General features: G+C 47.4%; 19 protein-coding genes and 1 pseudogene. All 20 read left to right on the top strand.

The genetic code is table 11. The features are described from left to right. Positions 1-216, top strand: a pseudogene (locus BLR65_RS05405) (F0F1 ATP synthase subunit beta); the annotation flags it as partial. A 3-nt stretch (positions 217-219) separates the two neighbouring features. Continuing rightward, the gene (locus BLR65_RS05400) at positions 220-624 is read left to right on the top strand and encodes a F0F1 ATP synthase subunit epsilon (RefSeq protein WP_093793165.1); all 405 of its coding nucleotides are present in this window, start codon (positions 220-222) and stop codon (positions 622-624) included. Between the two features lie 288 nt (positions 625-912). Beyond that, positions 913-2169 (top strand): UDP-N-acetylglucosamine 1-carboxyvinyltransferase, encoded by a 1257-nt coding sequence (gene murA, locus BLR65_RS05395; protein WP_093793164.1) that lies wholly within the window; start codon positions 913-915, stop codon positions 2167-2169. Positions 2170-2361: 192 nt separating this feature from the next. Continuing rightward, the gene (gene spoIID / locus BLR65_RS05390; RefSeq protein ID WP_245692469.1) at positions 2362-3354 is read left to right on the top strand and encodes a stage II sporulation protein D; all 993 of its coding nucleotides are present in this window, start codon (positions 2362-2364) and stop codon (positions 3352-3354) included. Between the two features lie 65 nt (positions 3355-3419). Then, entirely contained in the window at positions 3420-4124 is a 705-nt protein-coding gene (locus BLR65_RS05385) for a M23 family metallopeptidase (protein WP_093793162.1), read from the top strand. A 221-nt stretch (positions 4125-4345) separates the two neighbouring features. Then, positions 4346-4603 (top strand): sporulation transcriptional regulator SpoIIID, encoded by a 258-nt coding sequence (gene spoIIID / locus BLR65_RS05380; protein ID WP_093793161.1) that lies wholly within the window; start codon positions 4346-4348, stop codon positions 4601-4603. Between the two features lie 352 nt (positions 4604-4955). Then, positions 4956-5984, top strand: coding sequence for a rod shape-determining protein (gene mreB / locus BLR65_RS05375; protein ID WP_093793160.1), 1029 nt, complete (start codon positions 4956-4958; stop codon positions 5982-5984). Positions 5985-6078: 94 nt separating this feature from the next. Further along, positions 6079-6819 (top strand): flagellar basal-body rod protein FlgF, encoded by a 741-nt coding sequence (gene flgF, locus BLR65_RS05370; RefSeq protein ID WP_093793159.1) that lies wholly within the window; start codon positions 6079-6081, stop codon positions 6817-6819. Between the two features lie 133 nt (positions 6820-6952). Then, the gene (flgG, locus tag BLR65_RS05365) at positions 6953-7735 is read left to right on the top strand and encodes a flagellar basal-body rod protein FlgG (protein WP_093793158.1); all 783 of its coding nucleotides are present in this window, start codon (positions 6953-6955) and stop codon (positions 7733-7735) included. Positions 7736-7745: 10 nt separating this feature from the next. Continuing rightward, complete coding sequence (gene flgA / locus BLR65_RS05360) at positions 7746-8717, top strand: flagellar basal body P-ring formation chaperone FlgA (RefSeq protein WP_093793157.1); 972 nt, start codon at positions 7746-7748, stop codon at positions 8715-8717. Between the two features lie 61 nt (positions 8718-8778). Then, positions 8779-9321, top strand: coding sequence for a flagellar basal body L-ring protein FlgH (locus tag BLR65_RS05355; RefSeq protein WP_093793176.1), 543 nt, complete (start codon positions 8779-8781; stop codon positions 9319-9321). A 28-nt stretch (positions 9322-9349) separates the two neighbouring features. Next, on the top strand, positions 9350-10462 hold the full coding sequence (locus tag BLR65_RS05350; protein ID WP_093793156.1) for a flagellar basal body P-ring protein FlgI: 1113 nt from the start codon (positions 9350-9352) through the stop codon (positions 10460-10462). Between the two features lie 87 nt (positions 10463-10549). Next, the gene (locus BLR65_RS05345; RefSeq protein ID WP_245692453.1) at positions 10550-10957 is read left to right on the top strand and encodes a rod-binding protein; all 408 of its coding nucleotides are present in this window, start codon (positions 10550-10552) and stop codon (positions 10955-10957) included. A 50-nt stretch (positions 10958-11007) separates the two neighbouring features. Further along, positions 11008-12432 (top strand): phosphodiester glycosidase family protein, encoded by a 1425-nt coding sequence (locus BLR65_RS05340; RefSeq protein ID WP_093793155.1) that lies wholly within the window; start codon positions 11008-11010, stop codon positions 12430-12432. A gap of 63 nt (positions 12433-12495) precedes the next feature. Next, positions 12496-12807, top strand: a complete 312-nt coding sequence (locus BLR65_RS05335; protein ID WP_093793154.1) for a biotin/lipoyl-containing protein — start codon at positions 12496-12498, stop codon at positions 12805-12807. Positions 12808-12818: 11 nt separating this feature from the next. Then, positions 12819-14651 (top strand): SpoIVB peptidase S55 domain-containing protein, encoded by a 1833-nt coding sequence (locus BLR65_RS05330; RefSeq protein WP_245692451.1) that lies wholly within the window; start codon positions 12819-12821, stop codon positions 14649-14651. Between the two features lie 217 nt (positions 14652-14868). Continuing rightward, the gene (locus tag BLR65_RS05325; RefSeq protein WP_093793152.1) at positions 14869-15639 is read left to right on the top strand and encodes an MlaE family ABC transporter permease; all 771 of its coding nucleotides are present in this window, start codon (positions 14869-14871) and stop codon (positions 15637-15639) included. A 40-nt stretch (positions 15640-15679) separates the two neighbouring features. Further along, positions 15680-16438, top strand: coding sequence for an ABC transporter ATP-binding protein (locus BLR65_RS05320; RefSeq protein WP_093793151.1), 759 nt, complete (start codon positions 15680-15682; stop codon positions 16436-16438). Then, positions 16435-17706 carry an MlaD family protein gene (locus BLR65_RS05315; protein ID WP_093793150.1) on the top strand — a complete coding sequence of 424 codons (1272 nt, stop codon included), beginning with the start codon at positions 16435-16437 and terminating at the stop codon, positions 17704-17706. The genes BLR65_RS05320 and BLR65_RS05315 overlap by 4 nt, the downstream gene beginning before the upstream one ends. A 107-nt stretch (positions 17707-17813) precedes the next feature. Next, the gene (locus BLR65_RS05310; protein WP_093793149.1) at positions 17814-19169 is read left to right on the top strand and encodes a TolC family protein; all 1356 of its coding nucleotides are present in this window, start codon (positions 17814-17816) and stop codon (positions 19167-19169) included. Positions 19170-19189 lie beyond the last annotated feature (20 nt).

Here is a 19189-nt window from a genome sequence, read left to right as displayed (position 1 = left end):
CGGGCCAGGAAAATTCAAAGATTCCTCAGCCAGCCGTTCTTCGTAGCCGAAGCCTTCACCGGCACCCCCGGCAAATACGTACCGCTCAAAGAAACCATCCGCGGCTTCAAAGAAATCCTGAGCGGCAAATACGACGAACTGCCGGAAACGGCTTTCTATATGGTAGGAACAATTGAGGAAGCAGTGGAAAAGGCCCAGCAGATGAAGGGGGAATAAACCATGGCCACTACAATTCGGCTGGATATTGTTACTCCTGACCGGATGGTCTATTCCGCCGACGTCAACATGGTCATAGCCAGAGCGACCGACGGCGACCTGGGCATCCTGCCAGGGCATGCCCCGCTCATCGCCGGACTTGACATCTGGCCCCTCAGGATTCAAACCGACGAGGGTGAGCAGCAGTTTGCCCTGTGCGGCGGCTTTATTGAAGTGCGGCCGCAAAAAATAACCATCCTGGCAAGCTGCGCTGAACTACCGGCAGAAATCGATATTGAACGCGCTGAGTCCGCCAAAGAACGGGCCGAGAATCGCTTGCGGAGTCCTTTGCCCGACACCGATGTCCGGCGGGCGGAAGTAGCTTTGAAACGGGCTATGATGCGCCTTAAGGTTGCTGAAAGAAAATAAGGGTAGCAACTAATTAAAATTGCTGCGGCCTTCGTTCGCAATGATAAGGATTAGAGAAACTAATTTCAGTCATTGCGGCGAGGCGTGGCAGTTTTTTATTTGGAGATTTATTTTTTGGTGACCATAATTTACATGGAATAACGTGCCTAAATACTGGCAAAACTGAAGATAAAGGCTTTATTTTATATTATTATTAGACTTAGGGCTCTTGCTTTAGCTACCACGGTAATGATAAACTAGTCTAGGGAATTTACCATTGTACTTACCGCTGTGGTGGGAGGAAATTTTGTGGAAAAATTAATTGTTCACGGGGGAAACCGGCTCTATGGCACAGTAAAAGTCAGCGGAGCTAAAAACGCCGTGCTGCCGGTTATTGCGGCAACATTATTGGGTACAACCCCCAGCACTTTAGAAGAAATACCAGATCTTGAAGATGTCCGCACAATTGCCGAGGTGTTGTCGCACCTGGGAGCGGCGGTTAAAATTGAACCAGGCACACTTTATGTTGATAGCAGCAAGATTGCGGCTTGTGAAGCGCCTTATGATCTTGTCCGCAAAATGCGAGCATCCTTTTTGGTTATGGGCCCGCTGTTGGCCAGGGAAGGCTGTGCCAAAATATCACTGCCCGGAGGCTGTGCAATTGGTACCAGACCAATTGATTTGCACCTTAAGGGGTTTGAAGCACTTGGTGCTGAAATCGTTATGGGCCACGGCTTTATTGAAGCCAGAGCTCCTCAAGGCTTAAAGGCAGCAAGAATTTATCTGGACTTTCCCAGTGTTGGTGCCACTGAAAATATTATGATGGCGGCAAGCATGGCCAAAGGTCAGACCATTATTGAGAATCCGGCGGAAGAACCGGAGATTGTGGATCTGGCCAATATGCTCAATCATATGGGAGCCAATATCCGTGGTGCCGGCACCAAAATGATTCGGATTGAAGGTGTTAGCGAGTTAAAAGGTGCCTGTCATTGTGTTATTCCCGACAGAATTGAGGCGGGAACCTATATGGTAGCGGCTGCTATGACCGGCGGCGACGTCTATGTAGAGAATGCGTTAACGGAACATTTAAAGCCGGTTATTGCCAAACTTAAAGAAGCAGGTATTTTCATTGAAGAAGATGTGAATGGAGTGAGAGTTCGCAGTGACGGCACGGTTCGCGCTGTTGATATTAAAACCTTGCCTTATCCTGGCTTCCCGACAGATATGCAAGCCCAGTTCATGGCACTGATGACCATGGCGCAAGGAACTAGTATTGTAACCGAAACTGTTTTTGAAAATCGCTTCATGCATGTTGATGAGTTAAAACGGATGGGTGCGTCGATAAAAATAGATGGCCGCAGCGCTGTGGTCGAAGGGGTAGCGAAACTTACCGGTTGTCCGGTGAAGGCCACCGATCTTAGAGCCGGGGCGGCACTTGTGCTGGCAGGCCTGGTTGCCGACGGCCAAACCGAAATCGGCTATATTCATCATATAGACCGGGGGTATGACCACCTAGTAGAAAAATTCCGCAGTATTGGTGCGGATATCAAGCGGGTTCAACAGTAGGGCTTTGTTAGAACTAATAATTATAATAGGATAATAAAGAGCGAGATTGCTTTACGGGGGACCGACAAGCAGTCTCGTTTTATGCTTTTTACCTAAGTTCATTTTCTGCATATTGGATGGCTTGTTTGCATAGTATGAATATAGGAGCCTTATCATGATGCGAGGGCTAAAGAAGGTGAGTAAGTGCGGCATATGGCCATCTATAGTATTCTTTTGGTAATAGGTGCAGTTATTGTTATTCCAGCAATAGTTGTCCTGGGGCTATCAGACCGGAACAGAGAATCGACCATAAATCAGCCTGCCGCTTACCGGGGTGAGGATATTACGATTAAAGTCTATAGGCATGAAATGAATCAGATTGTATCCATGAATTTAGAGGATTACGTAAAGGGCGTTGTCGCTGCAGAAATGCCGGCTGAGTTTGAACTGGAAGCTCTTAAGGCCCAGGCGGTTGCAGCAAGAACCTATGCAGTTAAGCATATGGCGGCTTTTGGTGGTGCCGGATCAGCCGAACATCCTGGCGCCGATGTATCTACCGATCACAAAGACAGTCAGGCCTGGTATGATGAAACCAAACTAAAAGAAAAATGGCAAGGTAATTACGGTAAATACTGGCGCAAAGTCAGCCAAGCCGTCGACCAGACGCGAGGGCTGATCATTACCTATAACGGGGAACCGATCAATGCGGTATTTCATTCCACCAGCGGGGAGCGTACCGCCAGTGCCCAGGAGGTTTGGGGCTTTGACTACCCTTATTTGCAAAGCGTCGCCTGCAGCTGGGATCAGGCTTCCCCCCGTTACCAGGATACTAAGGTACTATCGCTTGCCGAACTGGAAATGAGTTTAGGGCCGGATGCCGGTATTATGGCCGCTGCTCAGAGTAATGGCAGCGGCAATGTAGCCGGCATTATTGATCTTACAGCTTCAGGCCGGGTAAATAAAGTACGCATTGGCTCTAAAGTCCTGTCTGGGCAGGAGGTTCGCCAAAAGCTGGATTTGCGTTCGACAAAGTTTTCTGTCGAAGCAATGGGCGACAAATTTGTATTTCGCACAACCGGTTATGGCCATGGTGTTGGCTTATGCCAATATGGGGCCAACGGACAGGCAAAAGAGAATCGTAATTTTCGACAAATTTTGACATATTATTATACAGGTGTTGCTATTAAGAATATTTTCGGATCCTAAATCTATAGGGTTCGTTAGTGTTTCAACGGCTGGGTAACTGGGCATACTATCCGTGAGGTGATTTTATGCCTGGAAAAATTATTACGAAGGTGACACGTTTCAGCCAATTAGGACCTATCGTGACAGCCGCCATATTACTATCGCTGGCATCACTGCTATTGTTTATTATTTTGAGTACAATGAATCCTTCTATAAATCCGCCGGCAAGTAAAAGCTCGCCGGTAGCGGAAGAAGTTGTGCCGTCGCCTTTAGCGCCGGCGACCGATATACCGCCGGCAGCTTCAGGGGCCACCGCGGAAGTTTCGCCCGCAATCGATGATCAAATACAGCAAAAAGCAAATTCAGACGACAGTGGCTATGACGGCCAAACCATTAATGATCTTAAAGATGGTACCATACTCTATAATTTTGGCTGGCAATTTCAGCCGGTATATCAGGATTGGCGCTATCATAATGGTGTTGACATCGGGGGAGAGGAAGGGCAAATTGTACCGGTGCTGGCCAACGGCGAAGTGCTTAGCATTTATACAGATGCGCAATATGGGCTTACCGTAGTGGTAAAGAGCGGTCAATACGCCATTTACTACAGTTCTCTCGCCAGTGTTGCCATACAGGAAAAGACAGCGGTAAAGGTTGGCAGGCCGATAGGAGCGATGGGAATTAGTTTGGCTGAGCCTGAGCCGCATTTGCATTTGGCTGTTCAGCTTGAGGAAAGCCGGGAATATATTGATCCTCAGGAACTATTCCCCGCTATTCTTAAGGCCGAGTAAAAGCAAATCACAAAGAGGTTGTGGAGCGACTTAGCAATAAGTTTACCACAGCCTCTTTTTTCATGAAACCAACACACCACCCGCCTGCGAAATTCTTTAGCACGTTGTATGTAGCAGGTATTGTAAAAATATTTAAAAATCAGAGATTCTGCTTCACCCCGCTGGCGCATATACATGGTAGCAAAGAGCTAAAAGGACGGGCGCGAGGGGGAAGAGAATGAATGAAAGAATACATTCGCAAGCGGGTTCTGGATATATGCAATCACATCTTGGAAACCAAGCATACAGTACGCCAGACAGCTGCTGTTTTTGGTGTGAGCAAGAGCACGGTTCATAAAGATATGATTGAGCGTCTTCCGGAAATCAATAAGCGGTTAGCGGCCAAAGTTAAAAATATCCTGGAACTTAATAAGGCGGAACGTCATATTCGCGGCGGCGAAGCTACCAGAAAAAAATACAAAGAAGAAAAAGAGGATTAAGTCAAAAGTTAAACGATATATGTTAGAATCATAGCGAAAAATAGAGGACTTTTAAATTATTTGTAGAATTATTTATTCACTTATGATTAACTGATTGCTGCTTCTTTTTTTTTTCAACTGCTAAGAAATGGCAAGTTTGGCAACATGTACTGGCCGCCGAATAGAAAAATTTAAGGCTTTGCTGCTGTCTCCGAGGACTTGGCATAAGCCAAGTTTTTCTTACGTATAAGGTGGACAGGCTTGGAGGCATAAAATTATATTACGCATTAAAAGTGTTGCCGATACAGACGAGGACGCTTTGCAAGAATCTTTAGTGCGTAGTATATAAATTGAAGGGGGATTGGATTTTTACATGTTTGGAACAATGGATATTGGCGTCGATCTAGGAACAGCCAACGTTTTAGTATACATAAAGGGAAAAGGAATTGTATTGAGAGAACCATCGGTAGTTGCCATTGACCGCGACTCTAACCGCATTTTGGCCATAGGTGAAGAAGCACGACGGATGTTAGGGCGGACACCGGGCAATATTATTGCTATTCGTCCGCTGCGCGAGGGAGTTATTGCCGATTATGACACAACGGAAAGCATGCTCAGACATTTTATTCAAAAAGTGGCAGGCAAAAATATCTTTTTTAAGCCCAGAATTATGGTTTGTATTCCCTCAGGCGTGACAACTGTAGAAAAACGGGCTGTACTGGAAGCCGCTATGCAAGCCGGTGCTCGGAAAACTTATCTTATTGAAGAGCCGTTGGCGGCTGCTCTTGGCGCTGGTCTTGAAATTTCTGAACCGTGTGGGGCAATGGTTGTTGATATTGGCGGTGGGACTACTGATGTTGCCGTCCTCAGCCTTGGCGGCATCGTTGTGAGTGAATCCCTCAGAATTGGCGGCGATAAGTTTGATGAGGCGCTAATTCGCCATGTTAAAAAGGAATATAATATTCTTATTGGTGAGCGTACCGCCGAGGAAATAAAAGTTGCTATTGCGACGGCTTACCCGAATGGTCGTAATGAAACAATGGAGATTCGCGGCAGGGATTTAGTATCCGGCTTACCCAAAACCATTCGTATGAGCTCGAGCGAAACGCGCGAGGCCTTGTCAGAACCGGTATTGTTGATTGTGGAATGCGTTAAGTCGGTACTTGAAAAAACACCGCCGGAATTAGCCGCTGATATTGTCGATCGCGGGATTGTCATGACGGGCGGGGGTTCATTGATTCATGGTCTGGACAAGTTAATCAATCAGGAAACCGGTATACCTACCTATTTGGCGGAAGACCCCTTGTCCTGCGTAGCCCTGGGTACCGGTAAGGCACTCGATACGCTTGAAAGTTTGCAGGATACGCTGACAACCCTCAAAAAAGGGAATTTGGCTGGGTAATGGTAAGCCTTTTTATAGATACTATTGAGAATGACCAAATCTTGGTATTAAGAAAATGGACTAAAATTTCGATAATATTTAGAGAGGTGATACCATGATTCGGGGAATTTATACAGCGGCATCCGGTATGCTTGCTGAAACCACACGGGCTGATACGATTGCCAATAATTTGGCAAACGGCAGTACGACCGGTTATAAAAAGGATGTGGCTATATCCAAGGATTTTGCCAATATATTAATTCGGCGCATTAACGATGGTGGCGATGCACCGGTTATTGGCAGCATGGGAGTTGGTACCTTGATTGATGAGGTAGCTACCATACATACTACCGGCAGTGTGCGGACGACAGGCAACCCCCTCGACTTTGCCATTGAGGGCAGGGGCTTTTTTGCTATTCAGACACAAGCCGGCATACGTTATACCCGGAATGGCTCCTTTACCCGGAATTCCCGGGGACAGTTGGTAAACAGTGACGGTCAACTGGTACTTGGTCAAAACGGTGGCCCTATTCAACTGCCTGAAGGCACGGTTACAGTCAACGGCTCAGGTATAGTAACTGTCGATGGCACTAATGTCGGGCAGCTGCAAGTGGTTGAGTTTGACAATGAACGTCAATTAGTAAAAGAAGGCGCCAGCCTGTTCCGGGCAGCCAATAACGGCCGGCCGGCAACCGGAACAGTCGAGCAGGGGTGTCTGGAACAATCCAATGTAAACGTTGTTTCGGAAATGGTTAATTTAATTAGTGGGTACCGGGCCTATGAAGTAAATGCCAAGACCGTGCAAACCCATGACGAACTGCTTGATAAGGCCGTTAATGAAGTAGGCAAGGTTTAAACTGGCGAGATAGTAATTAATTTTTTGCGAAAATAACCGATAATTAGTATGATAGGGCTGGACCGGGACGGAGGCCCTCACACTGCTGATCGACAGAGGCAGGCTGGTAAAATAATATTTGGGGGTAATACTAATGATTCGAGCATTATGGACGGCTGCGACAGGCATGACTGCCCAACAGGCTAATCTTGATGTCATTTCCAACAATCTGGCTAACGTAAACACGACCGGCTTCAAAAAAACTCGCAATAACTTTCAGGATTTGATGTACCAGACTTTGCGCCAGGCCGGTGCTTCCACCGGTGCTGACACCGAAGTGCCGACAGGCATCCAGATTGGACACGGCGTGCGGCAAGTGGCCACTGAAAAAATCTATACTTCGGGTAACCCCCAGAGTACAGGCAAAGACCTAGATGTTGCCATTGAAGGGAATGGCTTTTTCCAAATTACCATGGCGGACGGGACGCTGGCTTATACCCGCGACGGTTCCTTTACAACGGACGGACAGGGAAGGATTGTAACGGCTGACGGTTATTTGCTGGAACCGGCAATGACAGTTCCTGATGGTACGACTCAAATCACTATTTCGGCAGAAGGAATTGTTACAGCTACTCTATCTGACACAACGGAAGAACTGGGGCAAATTACTCTGGCGCGGTTTATTAATCCTGCCGGCTTATCCAGTGTTGGCCATAATTTACTCAAGGAAACGGTTGCTTCCGGCGCACCGGTTGTCGGCAATCCGGGCGAAGACGGCGCCGGTAAACTGCTACAACAATACCTTGAATCGTCCAATGTGCAGGTAGTGGAAGAAATGGTTAACATGATTGTGGCACAGCGGGCTTATGAGATTAATTCCAAAGCGATTACCACCGCTGACGATATGCTCGAAAAAGCTGCTGCCCTTAAACGGTAGGATATAAAGCATGAACTATAACCTATGCCGGCTTACCATGGTCATCCTATGTATTGCCGGTATATTCTTTACCGGCCAGCAAGTAGAGGCGCAGGAACTGGCAGTGAGGCTTGACAGTGAGGTGCAGGTAGCCGGACCATATTTTACTCTGGGGGATATTGCCGGTATTTCCGGCGAAAACAGTAACCGTATCGTTGAAATGGGGCAGATTAAGCTGGGCCGTTCCCCCCAACCGGGTCAGAGTTTTGTACTTTCCCGTGAGATTATCATGGCGCGACTGAATAGGGCCAGGGTCGATTTGGCGGATATTGACTGGAGCATTCCGGCTACTGTCAAAGTAACGGCATTATCACAACCGGTGACTGGCAGTCAGTTTGTTAGTCAGGCTGAACAGTATCTGAAAGCCAATGTGGCCGGGGAGGCAACGATTACCGCAAGTGGTCAGCCACGGGATATTTTGGTGCCGCCGGGCAATATCAGCTTTGCCGTTAAGGCGCCCTATGGGATTCGTTATAATGCGCCAACCAGTGTCGGCGTTACTGTCCAAGTCGACGGTCAGCCGGTTTCAACGGTAACGCTTCGGTTTGACATTAAAAAATACGCTCCGGTTGCTGTTACCAGCCGCGTTCTGCCGGCTGGTGAGATAATAACGCCTGACAGCATCACGTTTGAACAGCGTGATATCGGCCGGCTGCCACCGGGATATTTTTCCGACAGTAGTAAAATACTAGGAAAGTCGGTCAAGCGTCAGCTGACTGCCGGACTGATTATAACGGAAAGCATGTTGGACAAGCCAGTGCTGATCACTACCGGCAAACCCGTCAACATTGTTGCTAAAACCGGCAACATTGAAGTAACAATGCCTGGTATCGCGTTGAAAAACGGTAGCGAGGGCGAGTATATCCAAGTGAAAAATTCTAGTTCTAGAAAAGTAATTACCGGTCAGGTAATGGATGAAACAACTGTCCGGATAATGCTATAAAAAAGTAAGGTGAGAAATTGTGCGCAAGATTGTAGGGTTTTTATTGGTACTTACGCTTGTTATGGGTTCCGTAGTGTATGCGGAAGCTAATTCCCTGTGGGTAGATAACGCACCGGCCGCCAATCTGTTTTTCGACCACCGGGCGCATGGTGTGGGCGATGTGATTACCATTGTGATCAATGAGTCTACCAGCGCCAATCGTACCGGCAACGCGGCCAACTCGAAAAGCGCGAGCGCGAACCTGGGCGCCGGCACAGGCCTGTTTACTTTTATTAACCCTGTAAGCGGCTCTGCTTCCGACAGCTTTAAATCCCAGGGCTCCATCTCCAACACGAATAAAGTGACCGGGCGTGTTACCGTTAAGGTAACAGAAGTCAAGCCAAACGGATTGTTGTTTGTGACTGGTACCCAGACAATCAAACAAAACGCCGATGAGCAGAAGATAACGATCACCGGACTCGTCAGACCGGAAGATGTTACTGTCGATAATACGGTATTATCAAGCAATGTCGCGGATGCGCAGCTTAAGATTGAAGGCAAAGGTCCGCTTGCCAGCAAGCAGCGGCAAGGGATACTGACTCAAATCTTCAATTTCCTGTTCTAAAAATTATAATCGGTATACTGGAGGACATATGCGTAGATTAACAGCAATCCTTCTGGCCGTGGCACTGGCTGTAAGTATGATCATTCCGGCAGTGGCTGCCGCCCAGGTCAGCACGCGGATTAAAGATGTGGCCAAGGTACAGGGTGTGAGGGATAACCAGTTAGTAGGGTATGGCCTGGTGGTAGGCTTAGCCGGTACCGGTGATTCGGATAAAGTTACCTATACCAATCAGTCGCTTGTTAATATGCTAAAATCATTTGGGGTTATGATCAGTGCGTCAAATCTCAAACCCAAAAATGTGGCTGCCGTTATGGTAACGGCGAATTTACCCCCGTTTGCCAAACCGGGAGACGCGATTGATATTACGGTATCCTCAATGGGCGATGCCAAAAATCTGCAGGGAGGTACGTTGCTGCAGACGCCGCTAAGGGCGGCAAATGGTCAGATATACGCTGTCGGCCAGGGGGCAGTGTCAACAGGGGGCTATGTGGCCGGCGGCAGTGGTGCCAGCCAGCGAAAAAATTTCCCGACGGTAGGCAGTGTTCCTAATGGCGCTTTCGTGGAAAAAGAAGTGCCGATGCCAATTACTGACCAGGAAAAGATTACGTTGTCGCTTAGCCAGCCTGATTTCACCACTGCCAGTCGGATCAGCGAAGCAATCGATCAGCGTTTTGGGCAGATAACAGATGCCCGGGATCCGGGAACAATCGATATTGTCATACCCCGGTATTATCGGCAAAATTTAGTTGGTTTTATCGCTGCCATTGAAGAATTGGCCATTATGCCTGACAATGCGGCGAAAGTAGTAATTAATGAGCGAACAGGCACCGTGGTGGTCGGCAGTAATGTTACGATCGATCAGGTCGCCGTCGCCCAAGGCGGTCTTACCGTAAAAATCGGCCAGACAATTGATGTTTCGCAGCCGCCGCCTTTTTCAGAGGGAAGCACGGTTATAACCGCCAATCCGACTGTGAATGCCAAGGAGCAGCAGGCCGGTCTTGTTGAATTGCCTGAATCAGCCAGTGTTGGTGATGTAGTTACAGCCCTGAATGCAGTAGGAGCGACACCGCGTGATATTATCGCTATTTTACAGGCTATCAAAGCAGCGGGAGCATTACATGCGGATCTCCAAATCATGTAGTGAATAACGATATGGAAGTTGCCTTATTGTGTTCAACGTTTATTGTTTCGTAGTGAACCCAGGTACTTTTCTCTAGGTGGTGATTGAGTGCGAATCGATGCAAATTCCTTTATGCCAACAACTACTGTTCCTGCAGGTAATAGTGAGATCATAGCCGGGCAGGGAACTGCTTTTGCCGATAGGCTGGAAAAAGCTATCCAGAATTCCGGACGGGCGAAGACCGCCGACGCGGCAAAAACTTCTGCCGAAGATGCTAAGCTTAGAACTGCTTGTCGGGATATGGAAGCTGTTTTTCTGAATTTAATGTTGACCCAAATGCGGGAAACGGTGCCAAAAGGCAATTTGCTGGGCAACAGCAGAGAAGAGCAGATGCTTACATCCATGCTGGATACCGAGTTGACCAAAAATATGGCACAAGCAGGTGGCATGGGGCTGGCCGATATGCTGTACCGCCAGTTAAGTAAAACTACCATTCAAGGCCAGGCTAAAAAATAGCCTGGCCTTCTTTTCCAATTCATTTTATGCCTCCTAAGGAGTGTTTTGTCATGGTTAAGCAGTTAAAACAGAAAATTTCATTACTTATAGCCGTAACAGCTATTGTTGTTTTTGCTTTGCAGAGCGTGGCCTGGGCCGCGACAGGTACTGTTTTGAATAAAATCCGCTCAAGTCAGACAGCAGATACGGTTCGCATTGTATTTGACGTAACCGCTTTGCCGGAGTACACAGTAACAACGCAGGAAAATCCGTTGCAGCTGGTTATTGATTTACCGGGCGTCGTTAATAAGGCTGCCGCCCAGTATGTTTTTAATGATTCTACCGTGGATAAACTGCGGCTAATGACGGGGGAAGCAGGTAAATTAAGTGCCGTCATTGATCTAAAAAACACGTACCAATACAAAGTATTTACCCTGAAAAATCCTAACCGTGTAGTCGTAGATATTATCAAAACTGACCAGAAGCTTGTCACCAATGTCGCTCCCGGGTTAACCTACACATCATGGCGGAAGACCACAGCCAACGGGCCGATATGGGCCCATATTCTTGATCTGGATTCCCAAGCGGGCTTTGCCTTGAAGCCGGTTCTTTCTAATGGCGCCATACAGGGGCTGGAAACACTTACACCGATGGTTGAACATGCTGCGGCACTCGCCGGTGTGAATGGTTCCTATTTCGGTCTTGATGGTACGATTATCGGTTTGTTGAAAATGGACGGGGAAATTATCAGCACGCCGGAACTTCCCCGGACGGCGCTGGGAATTATGCCTGACGGAAAATTATTTATTGATCAGGTTCAATATGAGGGAAAAGTGGAGCTGCCTGACGGAAGAACGGTGCCGATTAACGCTGTTAACCGGGAACGCGGTGAAAATGAGCTTATTTTATATAATGGAGCCTATGCTCCCTCGACCGGCAGTAATAATTACGGAACAGAATATGTTGCTGTCAACGGCAACATAACGGCCATTCGTGCCAGTAACTCGCCGATACCGTCTGACGGTGTGGTCTTGTCGGCTCACGGCGCGGCGGCTAACTTACTGTCTTGTCTCAAAGTAGGTGATATTGTTAAAATACAACAAACACTGGGGACGGAATGGGATAAGACCGAGCATGTACTCGGGGCCGGCCCGATGCTGGTAAAAGACGGCAGTGTGTTTTTATCAACTAAAGTCGAACAATTTGGCTCCGACGTGGCAGGTGGGCGCGCTCCGCGGACAGCCATTGGCCTGAAAGCGGACGGACACATTTTGATAGTTGTTGTCGATGGACGGCAGGATAACAGCATTGGCATGTCACTTTTGGAATTAGCCCTATTTATGCAGGAACTGGGAGCCCGGGATGCAATGAATCTTGATGGCGGCGGCTCGAGTGAAATGGTGGTAAAAGGTAAAATTGTCAACCATCCTTCCGATGGCCACGAAAGACGGGTTGGTGATGCGCTGGTAATTGTATCTTCCCGTGTTGCTAATTAAGAAAAATACGTTATAATAAAAGTAGGTAAGGCCTTTCAATCAAATTAAGGACAGGTGTTGTGTATGGCACATAAAAAAGGGATTATTGCTATTACCCTATTACTAACCATCGGTTTAATGACCTGGGTTTTAGCTGCCGGGCAAGCGGTTGAGCAGCGTGGCGTATTGAGCGGCAGCGTTTTGGCAAACGGCCTTGTTGCGCCTGGTGCCACAGCCAGGGAAGGCGACATTTTGGTTTATGTTCAAACCATTGCCGGGCCGGCGGCTGCAGTGCGGGCCAACGTGGATGGTGTTGTGCGTGACGTATTGGTTAGACCTGGTGATAAAGTTAAAACAGGTGACGTATTAGTTAAAATTGAACCATTCAAGAAGTAGTTTCGGGAAGGATGAATGTATTGTCTACACTTATAAGGCGCTGCTTGACAGCGCTACTGGCTGTGCTGTTAGTGTTGCCGATTACCTATGTGCAGGCAGCGCCGGAGTTTATGCCTGTTGACCAAATTTCCAAAGGAATGCATGGCATTGCCAAAACGGTTGTTGCAGGCAATAAGATCGAAGATTTCGACGTAGAAGTCCTGGATGTCATGAAACAAAAGGGGCCGTCAGGCGACCTCATTCTGGTTCGCACCTCTGGCGATGTGATCGAGCGGACCGGCGGAATTGCCCAGGGGATGAGTGGCAGTCCGGTTTACATTAACGGTAAACTAGTAGGGGCCATTGCCTACGGCTGGTCGTTAACTGACCACAAAATCGGTATGGTCACACCGATTGCCGATATGCTCAAATTATGGGAGCTTAATGGTGGACAGGCTGAATTGGCAACGCCGGGATTGGAAGCAAACAAGGTTTCAACGCCACTCATGGCGTCCGGTTTTGGGGAACAGGCTTTGCGTATGCTTGCTGATAAACTAAAACCGTATAATCTTATTCCTTATGACGTAGGCGCCAGTACATCTGATGATAATAACGGGATTGCTTACAAGACAGTAGAACCGGGCAGTACGATCGGTGTCCAGTTGGTTCGCGGCGACTTCAGCTTAGGGGCCTTAGGAACCGTTACTTATGTGGAAGGCGATAAAATTTTAGCCTTTGGCCATCCTTTCTTAAAACGCGGGCAGGCAAACTATTTCCTGACAGACGCGGATGTTTATACAACGGTGGCCGGACTGGAAAATTCCTTCAAAGTAGGGACAGCAACAGAAGCTATTGGCATGATTAATCAGGACAGAGGAGCCGGTGTTGCCGGTAAATTTGGCCAATTTCCCAGTATTGTTCCGCTTAGAATCACTGTTACGGACAAATCATTAGGACGTACCAATGATTACTGGGCTCAGGTGATCCAGGACGAAGAATTGGCACCGACTCTCTCAGCCGTCAGTGTTTTTAATTCTATTGAGAAAACGACGGACCGTGCGGGTTCCGGCACGGCGACAGTGAACTTTGAAATCAGTGCGAACGGAATTCCCGGCGGCTTGTTTAAACGTGAAAATATGTTTTATACCCAGGGAAATATTGGTGAACTGGCAATTGCTGAGCTGCATGAAGCCCTGGCGCTTTTGGCCGGCAACCAATTTGTTCCTGTCAATATTATGGATGTGAAAGTAAACGTTGTTATGGATACGGAGCGCCGGACAGCTACGATCGTTGAGGCTAAGGCCAATACCGATGCGGTTAAGTCCGGCGACACAGTGGATATTGCTGTAAAAATTAAGCCTTTCCGCAGTGAACCGGTGATTCGGCACATTGCTTATTCTGTCCCCAAAGACAGGCAGCCGGGGCCACTCAACCTGTCGGTACGCGGCGGCGGAGTGGTATCGGTAGCGCAGCTTATCGGTAAACGGGCAACTGGCGAAGACGATCTCAGCAAATTGTTTATTGCCAAGGCGCGTCCCAAATCGCTGGACGAGTCTGTCAACGAACTGGTTAACCGTGACCGCAATAATGATATTGTGGTAGAAGTTCTGGAAGCAAGCGGTCCGGACGCTGTACAGGCGGGCGAGGGAAAAGCGCCCAAGACAATCGATAAATTTGAAACCGCGCCCAGTCCGGCTTTGCCTAGTGCTGCAGTTCAAAAAGACGGAGATGCCCGGCATATCAGCGCTGCGTCCAATAAACCCGCGGCGGCAGCCAAAAAAGATGACAGTAAACGCAAAGTATGTATTACTACTGACTACATCATCGATGGTGATACGCAGCTTGTTCTTAATGTAAAAAAATAATCTTCTTAGAGCTTTTAAGACGAGAATTTTATCGTACCGAATTTTGGAAAGAACCGTTTTTCCTACATTTTTGTATGGACAAACGGTTCTTTCTCATTTCCCCAACAGGGGAATTTTATGGAATAGGAATTTAGACATTCCCCAGGAGGGAATTGCAAAGATTTATTGAATTATTAAACATAATCTTAACAATATTGTATGAGGGTTACATAGGACTATGCTTATTGAATTTTGTGCCAAAATTGGCAGAGTCGTCATTCATATTTTGGAAAGTATTGGGCAAATGCTGATCCTATTTGGACAAACCGTTTATTATGTCCGCCAGGTGAAGAGCAAGCTTTTGTTACGGCAAATGGCGCATTTAGGAGCAGATTCTCTGCCCATTGTCCTGCTGACTTTGTTATTTACCGGTATGGTGATGACCGTGCAGACAGCCCATGAATTTATAAAATACGGGGCGCAGTCATCTGTCGGCGGGGTGATGGCGATTGCGTTAGGGCGCGAGTTGTCACCGGTATTGACTGGCATTGTTTTTGCCGGGCGCGTCGGGGCGGCCATTACGGCCGAAATTGGTTCTATGAAGGTAACGGAACAGATTGATGCCCTGCGGGTTATGGCTGTTAATCCGGTTGCTTATCTGGTAGTCCCCCGGCTGCTGGCCTGCATGATCATGCTGCCCATCCTGGTCATATTTGCCGATGTGATTGGCACCATTGGCAGCTATCTGATTGCCACAGTTTATGCGGGCATCAGCGAATTTACCTTTTTAAATTCCATCAAAGTTTTCACAGTACCACACGATATTATCGGTGGTCTGGTTAAGTCTGTTGTATTTGGTGCCATTATTGCCATTATCGGCTGTCATAAAGGTCTAACTACCGCCCAAGGTGCTGAAGGTGTGGGGAAAGCAACAACCGGTTCCGTCGTATTGTCCATCATTCTGATTTTCGTCAGCAACTATTTTTTGTCGGTGGCGCTATACCGCTAACACTAAGGTCAACAAGTTATCCGGAAATGTGGGGTTAACCATGATTAAGCTAGTTAACGTGAATATGAATTTTCAGGGAAAACAAATCCTTAAAGACATCAACCTAACAATTGAACAAGGAGAAATCATGGTTATCATTGGCCCCAGCGGTTCGGGAAAAAGTACCTTGCTGAGACTGATCATTGGCTTATTGAGACCAACTTCCGGCGAGATCTGGGTAAATGGGCGGGAAATTACCCGGATGACGGAAGATGAGCTTAATCAAGTCAGATTAGAAATGGGGATGGTTTTTCAGTATTCCGCTTTATTTGATTCCATGTCAGTGGGGGAAAATGTGGCCTTCGGGTTACGGCAGCATACGGCTCTGCCTGAAGAAGAAATATGGCGGACCGTGCGTCGCAAATTGCGCATGGTAGGACTCAGAGGCCAGGAAAATGCAATGCCCAACGAACTGTCAGGCGGCATGAAAAAACGGGTGAGTCTGGCCCGGGCTATTGCCATTAATCCGCATATCGTCCTGTATGATGAGCCCACGGCCGGGCTTGACCCGATTATGTCCAACACGATTGACAGGCTGATTGTCAGTACAAGGCGTATGATTGACGCCACCTCGGTTGTTGTAACGCATGACATGTCAAGCGCTTTTCACATAGCCAGCCGGATTGCCATGATTTTTGAGGGCTGCATTATCGAAACCGGTACGCCGGAGATGATTAAAGAGTCCGACAATCCGATTATGGCCAAGTTTATCCGGGGAGGCTCTGCCTTTCCGGAAGGTAAAGGGAGGTCCAGAGTATGAATACGGAAGCAAAAGTAGGAGCCACAACGTTAGCTGGCCTGGCTTTACTTGCTGGCATGATCATTTATTTGAGCGGCATAAGCTTTGGGGATAAGGGATACCCCGTGCATGCACTTTTTGGTCAGGTAAGCGGCTTAAAACCTGGTAATATTGTGCGCTATGCCGGCGTGGATGTGGGCACTGTCGCCGCTGTACGGGTATTGCCTGACGGTGTAATGGCTGATATTATGTTAAAACCAGGCGTAAAAGTTCCGATAGGTTCCAGTTTTGTTATCGGCTCAGACGGTTTACTGGGGGAGAAATTTGTTAATATTCTGCCACCGCGGAATGTGACAGGCTTTTTAGCCCCGAATGACCAGGTATATGGCGAGAGCCCCCAGGGAATGGATGAACTTATCGCAGCGGCCAACCAGGTCCTGGCGGAAGTTAAACTGTTGGTGCAGTCGCTGAATGATGTGATCGGCGATGAAAAGGTCCGGGCAGCACTTAAGCAAATCACGTTTAATACCCGCGATATTACCGATAATCTCAATCGACTTGCCGCCACATTAGCGTTGATGGCTGATGAAAACCACAGTGATATTAATGCTATGGTCAGTAATTTGAAAGATATGTCGGTCAGTCTTAAGAGTACGGCCGTCCGGGTTGACAGTATGCTTGCCGCTGTGGATAATAATGGTCAGACAGCCCGGGAATTGCGGGAAACCATTACTGCGCTGCGGCAAACCAGTATCAGGGTCGAGAAGATGGCCGCCGCTCTGGAAGGAGTGGTAACCGATCCGGAAACAGCGAATAATCTTAAAGAGACACTGCGCAATGCCCGTTCTGCATCGACAAAGGCCAATCAAATGCTGGATAAGGTCGCTAACATTAAAACAGAAGCCAGCATAGAATCGCTGTATGATCCGGATGATCATACATACCAAAATAATGCAAACGTCACCATCAATACGTCTCCCGGCGATTTTGCCGTTATTGGCGTTAATGATATTGGCGAGGACAATAAAGTAAATCTTCAATTTGGTAAAAGTATGGCAAACATCAATCAGCGCCTGGGTATTATTGACGGTAAAATAGGCGTGGGGGTGGACGCGAAATTAAGTAAGGACCTGCAAATGTCGCTGGATGCCTATGATCCCAATGACGTGCGGGTCAAACTCCGCACACAGTACCAGTTGGCCCCGGATACCTTTCTTATTGGCCAGGCGTCCAGTCTTAACAGGCGTGAGGAAAGGGCGTCGTTCTTTGGCGTTCGCCGTTCATTTTAACAAAGCTTTCGATTGACACCAACAGGAGTTGAACCTATAATTATAAGTATTGACTATATAGTCAGTTAAGAAAAAGCGATATAACGTCAAGGAGGTTAATTAATTCCATGGCAAAATTTAGATTATCGGCAAGTTTGCCTAAAACCGCCACAACCTTGCTAATCGGTGGCATATTGGCTGCGGCAGCTATGCCAGGCTTTGCCGCCTCGGTAGAACTTACGCTGGATGATGCGATTGGCATGGCGCTCAAAAGTAACCCATCTATAAAAATCTCTGCATATGATGTGGAAAAAGCAAACTGGGATATAAAAGTTGCAAAAGCGGGCAAGTCACCTTCACTTACTTTAAATCATGATGCCAGTCGTTACAAGACTACAGGATCAGCTGCGTATGTTTATAATTACCAGCATTTAACAGATGCACCTATAGTACTGCTTAAACCTGACTATTTGACTACTGCTTATACCAATAGTATTAATCTTACATATCCCCTATATTCCGGCGGAAAATTAGAAGGCACTATTGAAAAAGCGCAGCTTAGCGAAAAATCGTCCAATTATGGCTTGGATAAAACCAAGCAGCAAGTCAAACTGGATGCAACTAGCGGTTATTATAAAATCTTACAAGCCCGTAATACGGTTAAACTTAGAGAAGAATCCCTAGACCAGCTTACTACTCATCTAAAAAATGTACGGGCCCAGTTTGAGGCCGGAACAGTGGCCAAATCCGACGTATTACGCTCGGAAACAGAGAAAGCCAGTGCAGAACAAAATTTGATTATCGCCAAAAATAATTATGAAATAGCCGTAGCAGATCTTAATAATATTATCGGTTTGCAGCAGGATACGGAACTTTCTATCAATGATGAACTCAAATATGAAAACTATGATAAAGCATTGGCGGAATGCATTACCTATGCTCTTGCTCACCGGCCGGATTTGGCACAGGCGGCAACCAGTGTTGATATCGCTAATGCCAGCATAAAAGTTGCGAAAAGTGGCAATAAGCTTTCCGTAAATGCCGTGGCATCCGAAAAATGGACTGATGATGATTTTCCCGGAATGGATAATAATACCTGGTCAATTGGAATTAGTGCCAGCTATAACCTGTTCGATGCCGGTTCTACCAAATCTGAGATCAAAGGTGCGGAATCTGACTTAGCCAAGGCAAAAGAGCAGCTGCGGCAGGCGAAGGACAATGCGGAATTTGCCGTTCGTGAAGCTTATCTTAACATGAAGGAAGCGGAAAAACGTATTAACACATCGAAAGTAGCCGTGGCAAGTGGTGAAGAGGACTTCAAAATTGCGCAAGTGCGTTATAGTGCCGGGGTAGGCACCAATATTGACGTTATCGATGCTCAGGTTTCCCTGACTTCCGCGAAGAACGATTATGTACAAGCTTTATATGATTACAATCTAAACCGGGCTAAACTCGAAAATGCGATGGGTATGCCGGTTCAATAAGGTCCTGTCTGTATATTCGT

Origin of the sequence: Sporomusa acidovorans, from assembly GCF_900101845.1 — a bacterium.
Taxonomy (GTDB): Bacteria; Bacillota; Negativicutes; order Sporomusales; family Sporomusaceae; genus Sporomusa; species Sporomusa acidovorans.
This window is presented reverse-complemented; position numbering and strand designations above follow the sequence as displayed.